Source organism: Desulfovibrio sp. DV, from assembly GCF_001936595.1.
Lineage (GTDB): Bacteria > Desulfobacterota > Desulfovibrionia > Desulfovibrionales > Desulfovibrionaceae > Solidesulfovibrio.
On sequence record NZ_MLBG01000007.1, the window covers coordinates 20320 to 41603 of the forward strand.

General features: G+C 65.2%; 17 protein-coding genes and 1 pseudogene. 9 read left to right on the forward strand and 9 right to left on the reverse strand.

Annotation, left to right across the window (positions count from 1 at the left end):
• Window positions 1–101: 101 nt before the first annotated feature.
• The 8 genes and pseudogenes from DVDV_RS03295 to nudC form a co-directional block, all read right to left on the reverse strand.
• Complete coding sequence (locus DVDV_RS03295) at window positions 102–797, reverse strand: HD-GYP domain-containing protein (protein ID WP_254845218.1); 696 nt, start codon at window positions 795–797, stop codon at window positions 102–104.
• A gap of 22 nt (window positions 798–819) precedes the next feature.
• Complete coding sequence (locus tag DVDV_RS03300) at window positions 820–1260, reverse strand: HMA2 domain-containing protein (RefSeq protein WP_075353295.1); 441 nt, start codon at window positions 1258–1260, stop codon at window positions 820–822.
• Window positions 1241–3472: a heavy metal translocating P-type ATPase gene (locus DVDV_RS03305; RefSeq protein WP_075353296.1), complete on the reverse strand. Its 2232-nt coding sequence runs from the start codon at window positions 3470–3472 to the stop codon at window positions 1241–1243. The genes DVDV_RS03300 and DVDV_RS03305 overlap by 20 nt, the downstream gene beginning before the upstream one ends.
• 28 nt (window positions 3473–3500) lie before the next feature.
• Window positions 3501–3761, reverse strand: coding sequence for a hypothetical protein (locus DVDV_RS03310; RefSeq protein ID WP_075353297.1), 261 nt, complete (start codon window positions 3759–3761; stop codon window positions 3501–3503).
• Window positions 3762–3985: 224 nt separating this feature from the next.
• Window positions 3986–5014, reverse strand: coding sequence for a cytochrome d ubiquinol oxidase subunit II (gene cydB, locus DVDV_RS03315; RefSeq protein WP_075353337.1), 1029 nt, complete (start codon window positions 5012–5014; stop codon window positions 3986–3988).
• A gap of 80 nt (window positions 5015–5094) precedes the next feature.
• A pseudogene (locus DVDV_RS03320) lies at window positions 5095–6397 on the reverse strand (cytochrome ubiquinol oxidase subunit I).
• A gap of 138 nt (window positions 6398–6535) precedes the next feature.
• Complete coding sequence (locus DVDV_RS03325) at window positions 6536–6991, reverse strand: Rrf2 family transcriptional regulator (protein ID WP_075353298.1); 456 nt, start codon at window positions 6989–6991, stop codon at window positions 6536–6538.
• 94 nt (window positions 6992–7085) lie between these two features.
• The gene (gene nudC / locus DVDV_RS03330) at window positions 7086–8030 is read right to left on the reverse strand and encodes an NAD(+) diphosphatase (protein WP_254845219.1); all 945 of its coding nucleotides are present in this window, start codon (window positions 8028–8030) and stop codon (window positions 7086–7088) included.
• 143 nt (window positions 8031–8173) lie between these two features.
• On the opposite strand from nudC, the gene DVDV_RS03335 reads away from it, so the two are divergent.
• Window positions 8174–9532, forward strand: coding sequence for a glycerate kinase (locus DVDV_RS03335; protein ID WP_075353299.1), 1359 nt, complete (start codon window positions 8174–8176; stop codon window positions 9530–9532).
• A gap of 164 nt (window positions 9533–9696) precedes the next feature.
• Window positions 9697–11136, forward strand: coding sequence for a sugar transferase (locus DVDV_RS03340; protein WP_075353300.1), 1440 nt, complete (start codon window positions 9697–9699; stop codon window positions 11134–11136).
• Between the two features lie 12 nt (window positions 11137–11148).
• Here DVDV_RS03340 and DVDV_RS03345 read toward each other — a convergent pair whose 3' ends face one another.
• On the reverse strand, window positions 11149–11703 hold the full coding sequence (locus DVDV_RS03345) for a 3D domain-containing protein (RefSeq protein ID WP_254845220.1): 555 nt from the start codon (window positions 11701–11703) through the stop codon (window positions 11149–11151).
• 101 nt (window positions 11704–11804) lie between these two features.
• Between DVDV_RS03345 and DVDV_RS03350 the strand changes: the two genes are divergently transcribed.
• The 7 genes from DVDV_RS03350 to tig all read left to right on the forward strand — a co-directional run bounded on the left by DVDV_RS03350 (window position 11805) and on the right by tig (window position 21164).
• Window positions 11805–13181 carry a M23 family metallopeptidase gene (locus DVDV_RS03350; protein WP_075353340.1) on the forward strand — a complete coding sequence of 459 codons (1377 nt, stop codon included), beginning with the start codon at window positions 11805–11807 and terminating at the stop codon, window positions 13179–13181.
• A gap of 138 nt (window positions 13182–13319) precedes the next feature.
• Window positions 13320–13730: a hypothetical protein gene (locus tag DVDV_RS03355; RefSeq protein WP_075353301.1), complete on the forward strand. Its 411-nt coding sequence runs from the start codon at window positions 13320–13322 to the stop codon at window positions 13728–13730.
• Window positions 13731–13786: 56 nt separating this feature from the next.
• Window positions 13787–14938, forward strand: a complete 1152-nt coding sequence (gene icd / locus DVDV_RS03360; protein ID WP_075353302.1) for an NADP-dependent isocitrate dehydrogenase — start codon at window positions 13787–13789, stop codon at window positions 14936–14938.
• Window positions 14939–15197: 259 nt separating this feature from the next.
• A complete protein-coding gene (locus tag DVDV_RS03365; protein ID WP_075353303.1) occupies window positions 15198–17174 on the forward strand; it encodes a hydantoinase/oxoprolinase family protein in 1977 nt (658 codons plus the stop codon).
• A gap of 153 nt (window positions 17175–17327) precedes the next feature.
• Complete coding sequence (locus DVDV_RS03370) at window positions 17328–18071, forward strand: hypothetical protein (protein ID WP_075353304.1); 744 nt, start codon at window positions 17328–17330, stop codon at window positions 18069–18071.
• 16 nt (window positions 18072–18087) lie between these two features.
• Entirely contained in the window at window positions 18088–19653 is a 1566-nt protein-coding gene (locus tag DVDV_RS03375; RefSeq protein ID WP_075353305.1) for a hydantoinase B/oxoprolinase family protein, read from the forward strand.
• Between the two features lie 188 nt (window positions 19654–19841).
• On the forward strand, window positions 19842–21164 hold the full coding sequence (gene tig / locus DVDV_RS03380; protein WP_075353306.1) for a trigger factor: 1323 nt from the start codon (window positions 19842–19844) through the stop codon (window positions 21162–21164).
• Window positions 21165–21284 lie beyond the last annotated feature (120 nt).

Below are 21284 nucleotides of genomic sequence, written 5' to 3' on the forward strand. Positions count from 1 at the left end.
CTTTGCTCCGCGAGGGTTATAGGCGCCTTGGCTCAGGGCGCCTGCCTGTCTTTGTTCGTTTCCGGTAATGAATGCTAAAATCAATCTCAATAGAAGGACCGTCAAGGCATCAGACTGCCGCCCCGACAGGAGCCGAAGAGCCGGTAGACATCCCCGGCCACGGCAGCGAAGGCCGCAACCACATCAGGGTCGAACTGGCTGCCGCCGCAGCGCATGATTTCCCGGCCGGCCTCGGCAAAGCCCATGGCCGGGCGGTAGGGCCGGGCCTGCAGCATGGCGGACAGGCTGTCGGCTACGCTGATGATGCGGGCCCCAAGCGGAATACGCTGGCCGCAAAGCCCCAGGGGATAGCCGCTGCCGTCAAAGCGCTCGTGGTGGGCCTGAACCATCTCAACGATGCCGGTCTGGGCAAAACAGGTCAGCGGCAGGAGGATTTCCGCGCCGATGGCCGGATGGGCCTTCATTTTTTTCCATTCATCCGGGCTCAGGCTGCCGGGTTTGCCAAGCACGGCGTCGGGCACGCCGATCTTGCCGATGTCGTGGAGATGGCCGGCCACATGGATGCAGGCGACCACGTCCCGGGGCAGGCCCAGGACAGTGGCCAGGAAGTTGGCCACTTCGGCCACCTCCTCGGAATGGGCCAGGGTATGCGGGTCCTTGGCGTCAATGGCTCTTCCGAGGGAGGCGGCCAACTCGTGGACCAGGGCCATGAGGGCGTCCGGGGCGTGGCCGGCGGTTGCGGTCAGGACCTCAAAGACCCCGGGCGAGGCGAGAAGCGGGCTTGTAGGCATGGTCATGCGTGCAACAACCGGTTGGGCATCAAGCCAAAAAGCGGCGGCGGTACATGTACAGATGCCAGGCGGCAAACCCGGCCAGGGCGAAACCGAAGGTCAGGTGGGCGGCCTTGGTGTCGGCCAGGCCGGTGACCAGGGTGGCGGCCATGCAGCTGGCCAGTCCGACTTTCTGGGTGCGGCGTTTGAGCTGGGCCGTGGTCATCTTTTTCCTGGGCGGGGCGGCCGGCGCACTGGCGGCCAGGGCCTCGGCATGGGTGGCGGCCAGGGCTTCGGCCATGGCCACCAGATCGTCGGTGGCCACGGACGCGTCATGGGTCACGAGCACGCTGCCGGTCCGGGGATTGGCCTCGATGGCGGTGATGCCGGGCATCTCGGCCAACTGGGTGGCAACGATTCGAAGCAGGTCGGGGTCGGTCAGGGCCGGATGCCGGAACCGGATACGGCCTTCAATGCAGCTGGCTATCATGGGCGACGCCTCCGCGTGGCAATTGTTTGGGGAGATAGGGACGCAGGCTGGCCAGGGCAACGCCCACGGTGGCCAGGTTGTGGGCCAGGGCGGAAACGCCCGGGGTGACCCGGCCGAACAGTCCCAGACCCAGGATCACGGAGTTGATGATGCAGATGGTGCGGAAGTTGGAGCGCAGCCGGCCCATGAGGCCGCTTGCGATGTCGCGCAGGGCGACCACGCTCTCCAGGCTTCCTTCGGCCAGCAGGATGTCGGCGGCGGCCTGGGCAATGTCTGCGCCGTGGCGCGGGGCAATGCCGACGTTGGCCGCAGACAGGGCCGGCGAATCGTTGATGCCGTCGCCGACCATGGCCACGACATGTCCGGCGTCGCGCAGTTCGCGCACGATGCGGGTTTTGTCTTCGGGCAGGACCTGGGCATGGTAGTCGGTGATGCCGAGTTCCCGGGCGGCAATGGCGGCCGGAGCGGCGGCGTCGCCGGTGAGCATGACCAGACGGGTCACGCCCCGGGCGGTCAGTTCGCGAAGGACGTGCTTGGCTTCGGGCACGAGCGGGTCCTCGATGGCCAGCACGCCGGCCACGGCGTCGCCGATGGCCAGATACAGGGTGGACAGGCCGCCCAGCCCCCGGGCTTCGATGGCGGCGTCGGCCTCGGCGATGTCGAGGCCCTCGTCCTCGCCGATGAAGTGGCGGCTGCCCAGGCGGACCCGGTCGGTCCCGACCATGGAGGACAGGCCGTGGGCCAGGATGTAGTCCACGTCGGCGTGGAATTCCTGGTGTTCGACCCCTTCCGTTTCGGCCTGACGCACCACGGCCCGGGCCACGGGATGGGGGAAGTGTTCTTCCAGGCAGGCGGCCAGTTTGAGGACATCGTAGCGGGTGTAGCCGTTTAAGGGTTCAACGGCCGCCACCTTGGGCCGGGCCTGGGTGAGCGTGCCGGTCTTGTCGAACACAAAGGCGTCGGCCGAGGACACGCCTTCCAGGAACTTGCCGCCCTTGACCAGGACGCCGCCTGTGGCAGCCTCCCGCATGGCGGCCAAAACGGCCAGGGGAGCGGAGAGCTTGATGGCGCAGGAGAAGTCGACGAGCAGTACGGCCGAGGCCAGGCGCGGGTTGCGGGTGACGAGAAAGACCCCGAGCGCGCCAAGCAGGGTCCAGGGCACCACGGCGTCGGCGAAGCGTTCGGCCAGATCCTGGGCCTTGGCCTTGTAGTTTTCCGATTCCTCAATGACCGCCACCATTTTCTGGATGCGCGTCTCGCCGCCGGATTTTTCCACCCGGACAACGATCTCGCCTTCCTCGACCACGGTGCCGGCAAAGACCGTGTGGCCCACCCGTTTGTGGGCGGGCAGGGGTTCGCCGGTCATGGAGGCTTGGTTGACGAGTCCCTCGCCCTCGGCCACCACGCCGTCGACGGGAATGGCGTTGCCCATGGTGACGATGGCCAGATCGCCGGGCACGACCTCGGAGGCCGGGATGTGCACCGGACCGCCCTCGCGGCGGACCCAGACGGTGTCGAAGGTGGCGGCCAGGGTTTCGGCCAGACTGTCGCGGGAGCGCTTGCGGGTGTAGCTTTCCAGCACTTCGCCAAGGCCGAGCAGGATGGCGATGCCGGTGGCGGCCCGGTAGTCCCGGCGGGCGATGGACACGCCGATGGCCAGGGCGTCGAGGACCTCGACGTTGATTTTGCCGCGCAACAGGGCGGCCGCCCCGCGCTTGATAAACGGCAGCACCCTTTTAAGCAGAAACAGCGGGCGAAACGCCGGCGGCAGGATCGAACGCAACAGGAACATGCCGGTTTCGCGCGCCATGGACTGCATCGGGGTGGTGACCGGGGCTTCGGCCGGGGCCCCAAGCCTGTCTCCGGCTGCCCGGGCATGGCGCTTAGCCGTGGCCAGGGCGGTTTGGGCCGTTTTTTTGGCGCTTGTAGCGGCCCGGGCCACCAGAGCTGGTTTGCGGGAACGGGGAACGGCCCGGGCGGCCTTGGCTGAATTGCCGTTTCGGGCCATGGCCTGGAGGGCCAGTCGCGCCGGCGCTCCGTCGTACAGGACCAGAAGGCCGCTGGTACGGGCCGAGGCAATCACCTCGGCCACGCCGGAAAGGGCCGCGGCGGCCGCGGCCACGGCCGGGGCCTCGGCCGAAAAGGCTTCGGCCGAGGCGAACCGCAGGCGCATACGGCCCGGGATGTCGTGAACAATGGCGCAGTGCGTCATGCGTAAAAACTCCAGCTGAAGGCCCGGGTTAGGCCGACTCGCCTTCAGTGACGGGCTTGCCCTCGCGGGTTTCCTTGGCGTGCTTGGCTTCGGCCATCAGGTCTTCAATGTTTTCTTTGGCCCGCTCCAGGACGGAAGCGGTTTTTTCCTTGAGATCCATGCCGTGGGACAACAGATCGGTCATGGCCGGGCGAATCGAGAATTTGCCCTTGCCCAGGGCCACCGCGCCCAGAGCGCCGATGGCCACGCCGGCCGCCAGAAACAGTCCGTTCTTCAGATACTCATTCATGTCACGCTCCTTCACTACCAGTGCAATTTGCGAACAGTTTTCTGTTCATGTCAGGGAATGTGACAATTCAGTAACATTCGCAAGACGAAAACTGTTGGTACTGAATTTGATAGTCGTTGTCAACAAAGAAGTACTGCGTTTCCGTTGGGTCAGCACCCGCGTGGGGGCGAAAAAAATGCCGGCGAAGCTGACTTCGCCGGCATTTGATAATGAAAATGAAGATCTTAGTAAGCCTCGTCGTACTCCAGGTCCGCCTTCGTCACCGGGTGGCGGAAGGTGCGGATGGTCCAGATCTGGTAGGCGATGACCACGGGCACGAACACCAGGGCCACGCCCAGCATGATGGCCAGGGTCAGGGGCGTGGACGAGGAGTTTTCGATGGTCAGGGAGAAGGCCGGGTTGAGGCTTGAGGGGAGCAGGGCCGGGAAGATGCCGACCACGCCAAACAGGGCCGTGGTGCCGATCAGCACGGCTGACGCGCCCCAGGAGGCCAGGATGCGGCCGTCCCGACGGTACTTGCAGGTGAGCAGCAGGCCGGCCACGGCGATCAACAGGATGACAAACAGGATGGGGTTGACCAGATAGTTGGTGAACAGTTTGGTCATGGCAAAGCTCATAACGAGAAACAGCACAACGACGCCGGCCAGGATGGGCCAGAGCTTGCCGGCCAGGGCCACGGCCCGGTCGTGGACATCGCCCACGGACTTGTACGCCAGCCAAAGCGCCCCATGGTGGGCGAAAAGCAGCACGAAGAGGACGCCGCCGGCCAGGCCGTAGGGGTTGAGCAGGGTGAGCAGGTTGCCGTGCAGGATGCCTTCCCCGTCGATGGGGATGCCCTTGAAGATGTTGGCAAAGGCCACGCCAAGGAGGAGCGCCGGCAGGAAGCTGCCCAGGAAGTTGCAGGTGTCCCAGATCTTGCGCCAGCCCGGGCTGTCGATCTTGGAGCGGAATTCAAAGGACACGCCGCGCAGGATCAGGGCGAAAAGGAGCAGCATAAGCGGCGTATAGAGGGCCGAGAACATGACGGCGTAGGTTCTGGGGAAGGCGGCGAAGGTCACGCCGCCGGCCGTTATGAGCCACACCTCGTTGCCGTCCCAAAACGGCCCCATGGCGTTGTACAGGATGCGTTTTTCTTCATCGTTTTTGGCGAAAAAGGGCATGATGCTGCCGATGCCGAAATCAAATCCGTCCAGGATGAAATAGACGGCCCAAAGTACGCCCCACAGGATAAACCAGATGGTTCCGAGATCCATGGCCATTCTCCTTCGATTAACAACCGGCCGGGCCGGGTTGAGTCATGCGCATTGCCACACCGTCACAGGGCTGCCCGGGGCTAGTGCGGCTGGGAGCGGGCGTATTTGGCCAAAAGGAAGATGTCCAGGGCGGCGAGCAGGATGTAGACCACGAAAAAGGCCGCCAGACTGATGGCCACCTGGGAGGTTTCGATGGGCGAGACCGCGTCCTTGGTGCGCATGATGCCGTAGACGATCCAGGGCTGGCGGCCGACTTCGGCCACGGCCCAACCGGCCTGCAGGGCGAGGTAGGGCAGGGGAATGGCCCAGATGAAGAGCTTCAAAAGCCGGGGCGAGCTTTCAGCCGGCTGGTGGCGGGCGATAAAGGCCAGGATGCCCAGGACCAGCATGGCCGTGCCCAGTCCCACCATGATGCGGAAGGCGGAGAAGGTCAGGGTGACGGGCGGGCGGTCTTCCTTGGGGAAGTCCTTGAGTCCTTTGACCACGGCCGACGGGTCGTTGAAGGCCATGAGGCTCAGGACGCTCGGGATGCGGCCGATCTCGATGCTGTTCTTTTCATTCTCCGGATCAGGCAGGGAAAAAAGATACATGGGGGCGTTTTTCTGGGTGTCCCAGTGGGATTCCATGGCCGCCAGCTTGGCCGGCTGGACCTCGGCCACGATGTTGCCCTGGCGGTGTCCCACGGCCGCCACGACCAGGGAGAAGACCAGGGCGAAGCCGGCGCCGATGCGGAAGGACTTGGTGAAAAAGTCGATGTTTTGCTTGCGAAGCAGATGCCAGGCTGACACGCCGACCACGAAAAAGCCGCCCAGGGCCCAGCCGCCGGTGACGGTGTGCAGGAAGGCGTTCCAGCCATAGGGGTTGGTGACGACGTCAACGAAGCTGGCCAGTTCGGCCCGGCCGTTTTGGATCACATACCCGACCGGATGCTGCATGAAGCCGTTGGCCAGGATGATCCACAGGGCGGAAAAGTTGGCGGCAAAGGCCACCAGCCAGATGGAGAGCAGGTGGACTTTGGGCGAAAGCTTGTTCCAGCCAAAGACCCAGACGGCCAGGAAGGTGGATTCCAGGGAAAAAAGCGGCCGTGGCCTCGATGGCGAGCAGCGAGCCGAAAATGTCGCCGACAAAGGTCGAATAGCGCGACCAGTTGGTGCCGAACTGAAATTCCAGGGTGATGCCGGTGACCACACCCAGGGCGAAATTGATGAGAAACAGCTTGCCCCAGAATTTGGCCATCCGTTTGTACGTCTCGTCCCCGGTGCGCACGTACTTGGTCTCCATGATCGCAATGAGCACGGATAGCCCCAGGGTAAGCGGGACAAAGATGAAGTGGATGAAAGTCGCAAAGGCGAACTGCAGTCGCGAAAGCATGAGCGTGTCCATGATCTGTCTCCTTTTCCTCCGTGTTGACCGTAAACCCGTATCGCACTTTCCCCGTCACGGGGCCTCGCGGCATCCTTGCGGTCTGCCCCCACTCTAGCACCGGGCCAGGGAAAATGCACCAACCCCCATCACAAAACCTCAACTATGTCGCGCAGCGTCCGGCTTGGGTGAACGCCCCTGGCAGGTCCGTTTCTCCATGGCCGCCAGTTCGGCCAGGGTCGTGCCGCCGAGGGTGCTTCGCAGCTGCCGCCGCGCCTGTTCCCAGACATGATGCACCGAACAGATGGCCTGCCGGTCGCAGCTCTCGGGACGATGGATGCAGTCGTTTAAAAAAATCTCGCCATCAATGGCCTCGATGACGGTCAAAAGCGTGACGTCCTCGGGACGCCGGGCCAGCTCGTAGCCGCCCTGGGAGCCCTGGCGGATGCTGATGATTCCGGCCCGGGCCAGTTGCTGGGCCACCTTGCCGAGGAACTGGGCCGGCACGTCCATGGCCTCGGCGATCTCCTTGCGCCCGATAAGCGCCCTGTCGCTGTGCATGGCCAGATACAGGACACAGCGGATGGCATATTCGCCGGCTCTGGTTAAACGCATGTCGCCCCTCAAATTTGGAGTAATCGGACACGATTGATCCTATATAGGACCGGGCCGGGCCTGTCAACGGATACCCGCAGCCGCCGGCTCCATTTTATGGATTTTCGATAGCGCCGCCGAGGCCCGGGGCGAAGCGGTCGATGAGGGCCCGGGCGATGCTGGCCCGGGGCGGCAGGACCGGCGGCAGGCGTTCGGCGGAAAACCAGGCCGCGGCTTCCAGTTCGGCCGTGTCCAGCACCAGTTCGCCGCCGGCGCAGGTTGCGGCAAACCCGGCCATGAGCTGGCTTGGGAAGGGCCAGCTCTGGCTGGCCAGATAGCGCACGTCGGTGACGGCGAGGCCTGTTTCCTCCATGACTTCGCGGACCACGCACTCTTCCAGGGTCTCGCAGAATTCCACATAGCCGGCCACCAGCCCATACTGGCCGGCCGGCCAGTCGGCCTTGCGCACCAGCAGAAATTCCTCGCCCCGGGTGATGAGCACGATCACGGCCGGGTGGATGCGCGGGTAATACTCCCGGGTGCAGGACGGACAGCGCGCCCCGAAGCTGCCGGCGATTTCTCCGGGCGAGCCGCCGCAGGCCGGGCAGATGCGGCTGCGGTCCCGCCAGTGGAGCACCTGCCTGGCCAGTCCGGCCAGGGTGATGAGGCGGTCGTCCAGGGCCTGGTTGCGGTAGGAGGCGCTCACAGCCATCAGTCCGGCCGGCAGGCCGGCCTCGGGTTCCAGCCGGGCCGCCCGAAGCGGCCGGCCCTGCCAGAAGCCGACCAGCACCGGCGGCACGGCAAAAGGTCCGGCTACGGGCAGGACGCCGTCGGGCAGGCCGAGTCCGTCACGGCATAGGACGAGCCCGTTTTCCCGCAGGATGATCCAGCAGCCCGGCGTGCCCGGACTGTCCCGGTCCGGGGTGGCCGGGGCGAAATCGTGGCCCAGGGCGGCGAGCGAAAACGGCAGATGGGTCGGGTCGGGCTGGCGCATGGCGTTAAAACTGCTCTCGTTTGCCGGCTGGCGGCGTTGGCGAAGGGGAGGCCGTGTGCCGCCCATGCTACGCCGGCCGGCGGCGTTTGGCTATCCCGGGGTCCGGTGAAGCGGGCCAAAAGGCCAGACCGCCTTGACGCGCCGTGCCCTGGCTGGCACTCCCTGGCAACAGCCAACCGGGGCCAGATGCCCCGCCACGGAGGACGACCATGGGCCGCAGCCTTGCCGATGCCGAAACGATTTTCCGGGCCGGGCTTGCCCGCGTCGATCCCCTGGCCATGATGCAGCGGGTGCTGACCCTGACCGGGGACGTCCTTCGGGTCACCACGGAAACCGAGTGCCACGCCTACGACCTGTCGGGCTACAAACGCATTTTCGTGCTCGGCATGGGCAAGGCCTCGGCCCGCATGGCCCTTGGTCTGGAGCGCCTTCTGGGCGAGCGCATCACGGCCGGGGTGGTGGCGGTCAAGGAAGGCTATCTGGAGACGCTTTCCCGCATCCGGCTTCTGGAGGCGGCCCATCCCGTGCCGGACGAACGCGGCGCTTTCGCCGCTCGGGAGGTCCTGGCCATGGCCGAGGCGGCCGGGGCGGGGGATCTGGTCATCGTGCTGGTTTCCGGCGGCGGGTCGGCCATCCTGGCCGCGCCCCTGGCCGTGCCCGGACGCCGGCTGACGCTGGCCGACAAGCAGGCCACCACCCGGGCGCTTCTCGCTTGCGGGGCCACCATCAACGAAATAAACTGCGTTCGAAAAAAGCTTTCGGCAGTCAAAGGCGGCCGGCTGGCCGCGGCCATCGCCCCGGCCGACTGCCTGGGCCTGCTCCTGTCCGACGTGGTCGGCGACGACCTCGACGTCATTGCCAGCGGCCCGACCGTGCCGGATTCCACCGACGCCGCCGATGCCCTGGCCGTGCTTGACCGCTACGCCGTGCGCGACACCGTGGCCCCCGAGGCCCTGGCCGTGCTGACCGACGTGGCTGCCGGGCGCGCCCCGGAAACCCCCAAGGCCGGCGACCCGGTCTTCGACACCACCCGCACGGTGCTTATCGGCACCAATTTCCAGGCCCTTTTGGCCGCCCGGGACAAGGCGGCCACCCTGGGCTACGCCACGCTGGTCCTGACCTCGCACCTGATCGGCGAAGCCCGGGAGATGGCCAACCTTTTTCTTGGCATGGCCAAGGATATCGCCGAATACGCCGTGCCCCTGCCGCGGCCGGCCTGCGTCATTGCCGGCGGCGAGACCACCGTGACCCTGCGCGGTCCGGGCAAGGGCGGGCGCAACCAGGAAATGGCCCTGGCCTTTCTGGCCGGGTTGACCGGCGAGGCCAAAAACGCCGAGGAAGCCGTGTTCCTGGCCGCCTCCACCGATGGTTCCGATGGTCCGACGGATGCTACCGGTGCGTTTGCCAGCCTGGAGATTTTGCGCCAGGGGCGCGCCCTTGGCCTCGATGCCCGGGCCTATCTGGCGGCCAATGATGCCTACCACTATTTTGAAGCGGTCGGACAACTCCTCAAAACCGGTCCCACCAATACCAATGTCTGCGACATCAAGGTGCTGCTGGTGCCCTAGCCTGCCGACGACGCACAAAGTGGCCCGGAGGTTGCATTTCCCGAAGCGGTTGGGGTAGAGTGTTTGAATGCGGTTTCCCCGGATCGGTCTGCCGGCCGGGTGAGAACGCGCAGGAATGGCCCGCCTGCCATGGACTGGGGCCGCAATCGCATCGGGGGGACGTCTTGCCATTTGCATCCAGACAGGGAGCCATTACCTGGCTTCGCGCCCTAGACCTGGCTTTGGCCGCAGTTGCACTGGTTGTTGCGGCGGCCTTCTCCACAACACTGACCCCGGAAACGGCTTCCGCCGCCCATCTGCATCTTGATGCAGTCAGTGTGGCCCTGCTTCTGAGCGTGCTCGTTGGGACGGTCAGCGTGTTTCCGCTGTTTGGCCTGTACACCGAAATGGCGCTCTACAACCGGCGCGAAACACTCAAGGCAACCATCAAGGCCGTCACCGGCGTCCTGCTTGTGCTGCTTGTGGCCGCCGCCGTGTTGCGCCCGCCCCTGGCCACCCCCGCCTTTCTGGCCGCCTACTGGTTCCTGGCCGCCGCCGGCGGCGTGGTCGTCCGCTTCATGACCCGGCGTCTGCTTTTTCTGGGCGAGGCCCAGGGGCTCCTGCGCCGTCGCACCCTGGTGGTGGGCACCGGGGCGCGGGCCCAGGAAATCGCCCGGGATATGCTGGCCCATCCCGAACACGGCTACCGGTTCCTGGGTTTTGTGGCCGATGCCTGGGAAGCCGCCCCGCCCGCCGGGCCGCTTCCCGAAGCCATGCAACTGGCGGCCGGCCTTGATGGGCTGACCGACTATCTGCGCCAGCATGTGGTGGACGAGGTGGTCATCTGCCTGTCCCTGGAGCAGTTGTGCCACAGGGCCACGGCCCTGGTGTCGGCCTGCGAGGAGCAGGGGGTGTCGGTGACCGTGGTGACGCGGCTTTTCGAGCTGAAAAACCCGCATAGCCGCCCGGGGGGCCATGGCGGCGAAGTGGCGGTGACCATCTCCAACACCCTGGCCGATGAGCGTGAGCGCATTATCAAACGCTTTCTCGACGTGGCCGTGTCCCTGGCCGCGCTTATCGTTTTGTCGCCGCTTTTGGCCGCCGCCTGGGGGCTCATTCGGCTCACCTCGCCCGGGCCGGCTCTCTTTGCCCAGGACCGGGTTGGGCTTGGCAAGCGGATTTTCAAGTTTTACAAGTTTCGCACCATGGTGCAAAACGCTGCCTCCATGCAGGAGGAGCTTGAGGCCCAAAACGAGATGGACGGGGCGATCTTTAAAATCAAAAATGATCCCCGCATCACGCCGCTTGGCCGATGGCTGCGGCGCACGAGCATTGATGAGCTGCCTCAGCTCGTCAATGTGCTGCGCGGCGACATGAGTCTTGTGGGGCCGCGTCCGCTGCCGCTTCGGGATGTTGAGCGCATTGAAAAAGACTGGCCCAGGCGGCGCTTTGGGGTCAAACCCGGCATCACCTGCCTGTGGCAGATCAGTGGCCGCAACGATACGCCCTTTGAGCGCATGATGGAACTGGACATCGAATACGTCGATACCTGGTCCGTGGCCATGGACATTCGGATACTGCTGCGCACCATTCCGGTGGTGCTGAGTATGCGCGGGGCCTACTAGCCGGCCCGGGATTCAGTCGAGAACCACGACATCCAGGTTCTGGACGCCAAAGTCCAGGGCTTGGCGTTTGCCTGGCAGGCACAGGTCCATGCGGCCGGCAAAGCGCGGGTGCATGAGGTCCTCGACCACCCGCACCCCGAATCCTTCGATATAGACCGTGCGGCCAAGCAGCCGGCGCAGGTCGCGCGAGACGGCCACCGTGCGTCCGGCCCGCACCGGCGCGCCCAGGGCCGAGAGCTGGGGGCCGTCCTCGTCGGCCAGACAGTCCGGGCAATAGGCCGTGGCCGTCAGGCGAAGGCGTCGACGCTCATCCGGGTCGATGGAAAAAAGCGAGGCCGCAAGCTTGGCTTCGCCCGCCTGCATGGCCGCGTTCTGGGTCAGCCAGATGGTTTCGTGGCGAAGGGCGGCCGTACGCTCCGCCAACCAGTCGGCGGCACTGCCCAGGCACAGGGCGGCAACGGCCAGCGAGGCCGCGGCCGCCGGCCCGGCCAGGGAACGCCGTCTGTCCGGGGCCGGGGACAGGGAAGCCGGCGCCGCCGGGGGCGTTGTTGCATTGTCAGTGGTCATGGAAAACCTCCGTTGTCATCCCGGGCGGCACGATGCGGCTTGCCCGGGGCTCTGGCCTCACCTATACTGTCGTCATCCGGCAGACAGGGGATACGTTTGACATGCGCATCAGAAAGCCGTTTAAAAAACGCGGCGCAACCGGCCCGATATTCTGGTTTGTCGCCCTGGGATTGCTCGCATCCCCGTTGGCTGTGGCCGGTTTTGCCGGCTATTATCTGTTTCTCAAGGACGCGGAAAAGCCGCAGGTGACGCTCTCGCCCGAGGCCGAAGCCGCATCCATGAAGCGCCCCTTCGTTGTCTCGGCCTCCGACGACCAGTCCGGCATCCGCTCCCTCACGGTCACCGTGGCCCAGGGCCAGCGCCGGGTGGACGTCCTGCGCAAAAACTACGATCCGCCCCGCGACCGCGTCTCCGAGCGCTTCTCCCTGGAATCCTCGGAACTGCGCGGCGGGACCTTCGAGATGCAGATTGCCGCCTTTGACGGCTCCCATGCCAATCTCGGCGCCGGCAACGCCGCCCGCGTCTCCAAGCGGATGCACCTTGATCCCGTGCCGCCCACGATCAAGGCTCTCACCCCGGCCCATTACATGCGCCAGGGCGGTGCCGGTCTGGTCGTCTACGAGGTCAACAAGGATGTTGCCCGAAGCGGGGTGATGGTGGGCGACAGGTTCTATCCGGGCTATAAGCAAAAAAGCGGCCAATACGTCTGCCTCTTTGCCTTTCCGAGCGACATGGAACCCGACGCCTACAAACCCAGGCTCTTTGTCGAGGATGCCGCCGGCAACGAAAAAACCGGATTTTTCGTCAATATGGCCATTAAAAGGCGCTTTCGCGAGGAGCGGGTGGAGATCACCGACGAATTCCTGGCGGCCCGCCTGCCGGCCTTTGCCGGCCTGTTCCCCCAGGAGCGCGATCCGGTTGAGCGTTTCAAAAAATTAAACAGCGAACTGCGCCGGCAAAATGCCGACTTCATCGCCTCCCTGGCTGCCAAGTCCGGACCGGAGCCGCTTTGGGAGGGCGGGTTCATCTACCTGCCCCGGTCGGTTGTGCGCGGCTCCTTTGGGGCGCAGCGGGTCTATGTCGCCAACGGCCAGGAGATCGGCCGGGAGGTGAGCAACGGCATCGGTCTTGCCTCGGTTCCCGGAGCCCAGGTGCCGGCGGCAAATTCCGGCAACGTCGTTTTTGCCGGCCCGCTTGGCGTCTACGGCAACACCGTGGTCATCGACCACGGCCTGGGCCTGTCCACGGTCTACGCCAACCTGTCCTCAATGGCCGTGGCCGCGGGCGACGCCGTCAAAAAGGGCGACCCGGTGGGCGCGACCGGCACCACGGGGCTGACCCCGGGCGATCAGGTGCTGTTTGCCGTGTACCTCTCCGGCCAGCCGGTCATTCCCATCGAGTGGTGGGACGCCCACTGGATCGAAGACAATGTGACAACGAAAATGCGGCGTTATGCCGCCGAGACCCCGCAGCAGTAACGGGCGGGATGTCTTCCAAACCCGCGTCTGCCAGCCAGGGCTGCCCCTGGCTGGGCGCGGCTGCCGGGAGGCGTCGGGAGCCGTACGCTGCTTTATGCCGCATACGGGACATCCCGCGCGCTCCGGCCGGGGACGTCCATGGATCGCAAGCCTCTTGTTCCCCTCGCATTCCTTGCCTTGGCCGGGCTGCTTTTCGGCCTGCAGCACATCGTGCCCAAACCGGTGTTCCCCTTGTTTGAACATGTCCGGCTCGGGGGCCGGTATGCGCCCGGACCCGGGGGCGGGCCGGATGTCCGGGCCAAGGCGGAGGTCCCTGCCCCCCGGCGCTACGTCGAAGCCTGCCGCAGCGAGGCGGCCAGGCGCATGGCCCGACAGGACTGGTCCGGGCTTGACCGGGAGGGGCGGGAGGCGGCCCTTGCCCAGGTCCTTATCCTGTGCGGGGCCGACGCCGAATACTGGACCATGTCCGAGGTGCACCAGAAACGGGTGGCCCGGGAATTTGCCGAGGCTTTTCTTGACCCCGTGGCGGCAGGGTCGGTTGACAAATGACCGACTCCCTTTTTACCGTAGTGTTTGTTCAAAATTTCCCAGAGGAGTCAAGGCGCATGGAAAAGACGGTATTTTGGATTGAAGGCGATGGCATCGGCCCGGATGTCTGGGCGGCCGGGCGGCCGGTTCTCGACGCTGCCGTGGCCAAGGCCTACGGCGAGGGTCGCAAGCTCGTGTGGAAGGAACTGCTCGCCGGCGAGAAAGCCTTCAAGGAAACCGGGGATTACCTGCCCCAGGCCACCGTCGACGCCCTGAGCACGGCCGAACTCGCCTTCAAGGGGCCCCTTGGCACCCCGGTCGGCGGTGGATTTCGCAGCTTAAACGTCACCCTGCGCCAGGTTTTGGACCTCTACGCCTGCATCCGGCCCATCCGCTATTTCAAGGGCATCGAGTCCCCGGTCAAGCGCCCGGACCTCGTGGACATGATCATTTTCCGGGAAAACACCGAAGACGTTTACGCCGGCATCGAATACGCCTCCGGCACGCCTGAGGCCAAGCGGCTGATCGCCTTTTTGTGCGACGAACTCGGGGCCAAGGTGGACGCCACCGCCGGCATCGGCATCAAGCCCATCACCCCGGCCGGCTCCAAGCGTCTGGTGCGCAAGGCCATCCAGCACGCGGTCGCCCACAAGCTGCCAAGCGTCACCCTGGTCCACAAGGGCAACATCATGAAGTATACCGAGGGCGCTTTCCGGGCCTTCGGCTATGAAGTGGCGGCCACGGAATTTGCCGAGGCCTGCATGACCGAGCAGGACGCCGCCGCCGGCGGAACCAAGCCCATCGTCATCAAGGACCGCATTGCCGACAACATGTTCCAGGTGGCGCTCATGCGTCCCCAGGACTATTCCGTCATCGCCACCACCAACTTAAACGGCGACTACATCTCCGACGCCCTGGCCGCCCAGGTCGGCGGCCTGGGACTGGCTCCCGGCGTCAACATGAGCGAAAAGCTGGCCTTTTTCGAGCCGACCCACGGCACGGCCCCCGGAATCGCCGGCAAGGACAAGGCCAACCCCGGCAGCCTGGTCTTAAGCGGCGCCATGCTCCTTGAGCACCTCGGCTGGCACGAGGCCGCCAAGCTTATTCACGATTCCATGGACAAGACCATCACCAACAAGAAAGTCACCGTGGATCTGGCCGACCAGATTCCGGGGGCGGTCACCGTCGGCTGCGCCGCCTTTGGCGAACTGCTGGCCAACAACCTCTAAAACTTCCGTTTTTTGCCGATCTGGTGACAACGCCGTTCCATCCTTTCGGTGGGGCGGCGTTGCCCCTTGAAAAAAAACGGAAACCCGCGATAGTGGGCGTATCCCGGATGAGGCCCGTCCTCTCGCGTCCGGAATTGCGGCCCGTGTTTCCTCCGGGGACACGGTCCGTTCCATTTCTACGGCGCAGGGCTTCGTTGCGCAGCCGTTATTTAACCGAGCATTACCGCATCCCTTCGCAGCAAGGGAGAAAGGGGGCGCGATGGCCGTTGTCGGCGTGGATACCGGCGGCACCTTTACCGATATTATCTGTCGGACGGAGCAGGGCTTTGTCGTGGTCAAGCTGCCCTCCAGTCCGGACAACCCCTCAAGAGCCATCCTGGAGGGCCTTGGCCGTTTGCCCCTTGTCCCCGGCCAGGTCATGCACGGCTCCACCGTGGCCACCAATGCCCTGCTCGAACGCCGGGGTGCTGTGACGGCCTTTGTGGCCAATGCCGGTTTTGAAGACATCATCGCCATAGGCCGTCAGGATCGTCTCGAATTGTACGATCTGTCCAGCCGCAAGGAAGCGTGTCTGGTGCCCCAGGCGCTTCGGTTCGGTGCACCGGGCCGGGTTGACGCCGAGGGCCGCGTCCGTGAGGAGCTGACTCCTGAGGCCGCCCGCGAGTTGGCCATGCGCGTGGCCGCCGCCGGGGCCGATTCCGTGGCTGTCTGCCTGCTTTTTTCCTTTCTTAAGCCCGAACACGAGTTGCTGCTTGGCGAAGCCCTGGCTGAAGCCGGGCTTTCGGTCTCGCTTTCCTCCGACATCCTGGCTGAATTTCGCGAGTATGAACGCGCCGCCACCACCGTGGTCAACGCCTATGTTGCCCCGGCCATGCGCGCCTATCTGGGCGATCTGGCCGCCGGGCTGCCGGACGGGACGGCCCTTTGCGTCATGCAGTCCAGCGGCGGGCTCATTGCCGCCGATACCGCCCGGCGCGAACCCGTGCGCACGGTGCTTTCCGGCCCGGCCGGCGGGGTCGTGGCCGCTTTGGCCGTTGGCAAGGCCGCCGGCTTTGACCGGCTCATCACCTTTGACATGGGTGGCACGTCAACCGATGTGTCCCTGCTCGACGGCAGCCTGTCCATGGCCACCGAGACGGTGCTGGCTGGCATGCCCATCAAAACGCCCATGCTCGACATCCACACGGTCGGGGCCGGTGGCGGGTCGTTGGCGGCCATCGATGCCGGCGGGGCGCTTCGGGTCGGGCCGCAGAGCGCCGGGGCCGTGCCCGGTCCGGCCTGCTACGGCCGGGGTGAGGGCCTCACCGTCACCGACGCCAACCTGTTTTTGGGGCGTCTGGCCCCGGACCACTTTTTAGGCGGGGCCATGCCGCTTTTCCCGGAGCGGCTGCCGGAACTGTTTGCAGCCCTTGGAGCCTCGGCCGGGCTTTCGGCCATTGAAGCGGCCGAGGGCGTCGTGGCCGTGGCCGAGTCGGCCATGGAGCGGGCCATCCGGGTCATCTCTGTCGAGCGCGGCCATGATCCGGCCGAGTTCGCCTTGCTGTCCTACGGCGGGGCCGGCGGGCTTCATGCCGTGTCCCTGGCCCGGCTTCTTGGCGTCGAAACGGTCGTGGTGCCGCGCCATCCCGGGCTTTTTTCCGCCCTGGGCATGCTTTTTGCCGATGTTGTCCGGGACTTTTCCGAGACGGTCATGGCCGCCTCGGACAAAACCGACCTCATCGAGGTGGCCGGGCTTTTCGGCACCCTGGAAACCCGGGCCCGGCAGGTCATGGCCGAGGAAGCGCCCGGAGCGCGCATCGTCCTCGAACGCCAGCTCGACATGCGTTATAAGGGCCAGTCCCACGAACTGCCCATCCGTTTCGTGGCCGACCCGTTCCTGGCCTTCCACAACCGCCACGAGGCCATCTTCGGCTTCAAGCATCCCAAGGCCGTCATCGAGGTGGTGACCCTGCGTATCCGGGCCAAGGTCGTAACCGACAAACCGGAGTTGGTGGAGGCCGAGCATCTCGTCGCTGCCGTGCCGGCAGAAGCGAAACTCGGGGAACGCCCGCTCATCTGGCGCGGTCGGGAGCTGGCCGCCATGTGGTATGACCGGGCCAATCTGTTGCCCGGCAACCGCTTCGACGGCCCGGCGCTGGTGGCCGAGACTTCGGCCACCACCTTTGTGCCGCCGCGGGCCACGGCCCATGTGGACGGGTTTGGCAATATCATCATCGCCACGGGCGGACAGGCCTAGACGGCGTGCGGCCGGGCGGATTTTTCCCCTCGGTGGCGGCGGCATGGTGACCGGGCAGCTTGGCCCTGGCCGTCGTCGCCTGAGCCAGCCTGCTCCCGGTACGGCCCCTGGCTTGGCGTTGCGGCCTTTGGGCCGGGGCAGGGGAGAGGTGTAATGCTTGTCATCGGCACGCCGTGTTTCGGCGGCATGGTCACCGTGCCCTATATGCTGTCCATGCTGGCGCTCAAAGACGTGCTCAATCGGGCGAAAGTCCCCTTTCGTCTGCTCACCCCCTGCCACGAGAGCCTCATCACCCGGGCGCGAAACTCCATTGTAAGTGAGTTTTTACGCGACGAGCGGGCCACGCATCTGCTTTTTATCGACGCGGACATCGAATTCGACCCCCGCATGGTCACGCGGCTTTTGGGCGCGGACAAGGATGTTGTCTGCGGCGTCTATCCGGTCAAGGGACTCTCCGTGGAGCGGGTCATGGCCCAACCGGCCGGCACGCCGCCGGCCGTGGCCGAGGCGGCCAGCCTCGATTACGCGGTCAAGGTCAAGCCCGGCTGCAAGATGGACGAGCAGGGCTTTTTGGAAGTGGAATACGCCGCCACCGGCTTCATGCTGATCCGTCGGAACGTGTTTGCCCGCCTTGTGGACGCCTACCCGGCATTGCGCTACCGTTTTGCCTGCACCAACGAGGCCGCGGCCGAGAACTACGCTTTTTTCGATACGATGATTGATCCCGAGACGCGCGACTATCTGCCCGAGGATTACGCCTTTTGCAGGCGCTGGCGCGACATCGGCGGACAGGTGCACGTCAGTGTGCCGGGGCGATTTACGCACATTGGTGCGAAGGCCTATGCCGGGGATTTTGCGGCATTTCTGTCGCAGCACGGCGCGAAGCAAAACAGTTGACGGACGGCGCAGGTACATGAACATCACCCCCATCACCCTTGAGGTGTTTAAGAACAAGTTCGCTTCGGTGGCCGAGGAAATGGGCGTTGCCCTGACCCGGACCGCTTATTCGCCCAATATCAAAGAACGCCGCGATTTCTCCTGCGCCGTGTTCAATGCCGCCGGCGATATGGTGGCCCAGGCTGCCCACATACCGGTGCATCTCGGCTCCATGCCGCTGTCCGTGCGCGCCGCCATCGACGCCGTGGACATGGCCCCGGGCGATATGGTCATGCTCAATGATCCGTTTCAGGGCGGCACCCATCTGCCCGACATAACGCTGGTGGCCCCGGTCTATGCCGGCGGCAGCACACCGCTTTTTTACGTGGCCAGCCGCGCCCACCACGCCGACGTCGGTGGCATGGCCGCCGGCTCCATGCCGCTTTCCACTTCCATCTACCAGGAAGGCCTTATCATACCGCCGGTCAAGGTGGTGGCCGGGGGCGAAATCGTCGCCGACGTCATGGGCCTTTTCCTGGCCAACGTGCGCACGCCGCAAGAACGGCAAGGCGATTTCTCGGCCCAGATCATGGCCAACCGCACCGGTGTTGCCCGTCTGGAAGCCCTGGTCGCGGCCCACGGTCCGGACGCGGTGACGGCCATGGCCGGGGCGCTGCTCGACTATGCCGAGCGGCTCATGGCCGCCGCCATAGCGGCCATACCCGACGGCATCTATACAGCCGAAGACAGCCTGGATGACGACGGGGTCGGCGGCGGGGAAGTGGCCGTGCGCCTGACGCTTACCATCGAAGGCGGCGAGGCCGAGCTGGATTTCCGGGCCAGCGACCCCCAGTCCGGCGGTTGCATCAATGCCGTGCGGGCCATAGCCGTGTCGGCCGCGCTCTACGTTTTCCGCGCCCTGGCCGGCGAGGCCGTACCGGCCAATGCCGGCTGCCTGCGCCCGCTGACCATACGCACCAAACCGGGAACGGTGGTGCACGCGCTGTCGCCGGCCGCAGTGGCCGGCGGCAACGTGGAAACCTCCCAGCGCATCGTGGACGTGATTTTGCGCGCCCTGGCTCCGGCCCTGCCCGGACGCATCCCCGCGGCCTCCCAGGGCACCATGAACAATCTGGCCATGGGCGGGGTCGATCCCCGGACCGGCGCGGCCTTTACCTATTATGAAACCCTGGCCGGCGGGGCCGGGGCCGATGCTGCCGGCAACGGGCAATCGGCTGTCCATTCCCACATGACCAATACGCTCAATACCCCGATTGAAGCCCTGGAATACGCCTATCCGCTGCGGGTGACGCGCTACGCCCTGCGGCACGGCTCTGGCGGGGCCGGGCGGCATGCAGGCGGCGAGGGCCTGGTGCGGGAAATCGAGGCCCTGGCCGTGATGGAGGCGACGGTGCTCTCGGATCGACGGTTGCGCGGGCCGTGGGGCCTGGACGGCGGCGGCGAGGGGGCGGCAGGCGTCAATGTAGTGACGCGCCGGACCGGCGAGATGGTCATGCCGGGCAAATTTCACGTGCGGCTGCGCCCGGGCGACCGGCTTCGCATCGAAACGCCGGGCGGCGGGGGCTTTGGCTGCGCATCCTGATTGCCTTTTTCCCCGGAGTCACATAATGCGGGGCTTCGCGGCGCTCCGGGGGTCCCGGATTTTGGCGCTTTCCTTTTCCCGTGCCATCCTGTAGCATATCCCATTTCGTATCATAGTCCTGATTTACCCGACACGACCCACAATCCGCTGCGCCCACGAGGGCTTCGGCGAACATCTTGGAGGAAGCCTTGGAATATACCGTCACTCAGATTTCCCCTGTCAAAACGCAGGTTAACGTGAGCGTTCCGGCCGAAGAAGCCACCGCCGCCCTGTCCACCGCCGTAGCGCTTTTTCGCTCCAAGGCCGACATAAAGGGCTTTCGCAAAGGCAAAGTGCCGTCGAGCGTCATTGAACAGCGTTTCAAGAAGGAAGTCGTCGGCGAAGCCACCACCGACCTGATCAACGTCCACATCAACGACATCATGGGCGAACTCAAGCTCTCCCCGTTGTCGGGCCTGGACGTGAGCGAGGCCGCCCTGGCCAAGGGCGAACCGCTGGAATACACCTTCAGCTTCGAGCACGCCCCGGCCTTTGACCTGCCCGAATACAAGGGCCAGGCCATCGAGGAAGAGGATGTCGTGGTCTCGGAAGCCGACATCGAGTCCGTCATCGAGCGCGTGCGCAAGAATCTGGCCGAAGTCGCGCCCATAAGCGACAACCGCACCCCGGCCGACGGCGACGTGGTTTCCGTCACCTTCGAGGCCTTTGAAAACGGCCAGGCCATTCCCGGCGTACGGGCCGAGAATTTCGAGATGACCCTTGGCGAGGGCCAGTCCCTGGCCGACTTCGAAGCCCTGGTCAAGACCGTGCCCGCCGGCTCCGAAGGCGAGGGCGAGATCACCTTCCCGGCCGATTTCATCAATACCGATCTGGCCGGCCGTACCGTGACCATGAAGATCGCCGTCCATGTCATCAAGGTCCGCACCCTGCCGCCGGTCGACGACGAGCTGGCCAAGAAGGCCGGCAACTTCGAAGACCTGGACAAGATGCGCGAAGCCATTACCATGTCCTACAAGAAATCGCGCGAAGACCTGCACCGCTCGTCGGCCCAGAAAAAGCTGATCGACAAGTTGCTGGCCGCTGTTGATTTCCCGCTGCCGCCGGCTACCGTCGAGCAGCAGCTTGGCCAGATGGTCCAGGAGTTCGTCACCCAGTTGGAGCGCCGGGGCAAGAGCCTGGAGTCCACGGGCAAGTCCCTGGCCGATATCGAAGTCGAGATGAAGCCCCGGGCCGAGGAACTGGTCAAGACCCAGATTTTCCTCGCCGCCGTGGCCCTCAAGGAAGAACTTGCCGTCACCCCCCAGGAGATGGATGCGTTTTTCTACCGCCTCTCGACCCAGGTCGGACAGGACGTCGTGTTGCTCAAGCGCTACTACGAGGACAACGGCATGATGATCATGGTGCGCGACAAACTGCTGTGCGACAAGGCAGCCGATTTGATCTACGCCAGCGCCATGGTGACCAAGGTGGCCCCGGTCGAGTCGGCCGACGCTGCCGAGGGAACGGCCTAGACATCGAGGCCTGTTTCTTGCATTTAAAATGAAACCCGGACGAAGCAGCCCCGTCACACCGGCTGCTTCGTCTGCCAAACAAAGCCGGGCGGTCGTGGCGGTCGCGGTTTGCGGACAAAA

Excerpts from the sequence above, each read along its gene's own strand:
- DVDV_RS03295 (WP_254845218.1), bottom strand. The coding sequence starts at position 797 with ATGACCATGCCTACAAGCCCGCTTCTCGCCTCGCCCGGGGTCTTTGAG.
- DVDV_RS03300 (WP_075353295.1), bottom strand. The coding sequence starts at position 1,260 with ATGATAGCCAGCTGCATTGAAGGCCGTATCCGGTTCCGGCATCCGGCC.
- DVDV_RS03305 (WP_075353296.1), bottom strand. The coding sequence starts at position 3,472 with ATGACGCACTGCGCCATTGTTCACGACATCCCGGGCCGTATGCGCCTG.
- DVDV_RS03310 (WP_075353297.1), bottom strand. The coding sequence starts at position 3,761 with ATGAATGAGTATCTGAAGAACGGACTGTTTCTGGCGGCCGGCGTGGCC.
- cydB (WP_075353337.1), bottom strand. The coding sequence starts at position 5,014 with ATGGATCTCGGAACCATCTGGTTTATCCTGTGGGGCGTACTTTGGGCC.
- DVDV_RS03325 (WP_075353298.1), bottom strand. The coding sequence starts at position 6,991 with ATGCGTTTAACCAGAGCCGGCGAATATGCCATCCGCTGTGTCCTGTAT.
- nudC (WP_254845219.1), bottom strand. The coding sequence starts at position 8,030 with ATGGGCGGCACACGGCCTCCCCTTCGCCAACGCCGCCAGCCGGCAAAC.
- DVDV_RS03335 (WP_075353299.1), top strand. The coding sequence starts at position 8,174 with ATGGGCCGCAGCCTTGCCGATGCCGAAACGATTTTCCGGGCCGGGCTT.
- DVDV_RS03345 (WP_254845220.1), bottom strand. The coding sequence starts at position 11,703 with ATGACCACTGACAATGCAACAACGCCCCCGGCGGCGCCGGCTTCCCTG.
- DVDV_RS03350 (WP_075353340.1), top strand. The coding sequence starts at position 11,805 with ATGCGCATCAGAAAGCCGTTTAAAAAACGCGGCGCAACCGGCCCGATA.
- DVDV_RS03355 (WP_075353301.1), top strand. The coding sequence starts at position 13,320 with ATGGATCGCAAGCCTCTTGTTCCCCTCGCATTCCTTGCCTTGGCCGGG.
- icd (WP_075353302.1), top strand. The coding sequence starts at position 13,787 with ATGGAAAAGACGGTATTTTGGATTGAAGGCGATGGCATCGGCCCGGAT.
- DVDV_RS03365 (WP_075353303.1), top strand. The coding sequence starts at position 15,198 with ATGGCCGTTGTCGGCGTGGATACCGGCGGCACCTTTACCGATATTATC.
- DVDV_RS03370 (WP_075353304.1), top strand. The coding sequence starts at position 17,328 with ATGCTTGTCATCGGCACGCCGTGTTTCGGCGGCATGGTCACCGTGCCC.
- DVDV_RS03375 (WP_075353305.1), top strand. The coding sequence starts at position 18,088 with ATGAACATCACCCCCATCACCCTTGAGGTGTTTAAGAACAAGTTCGCT.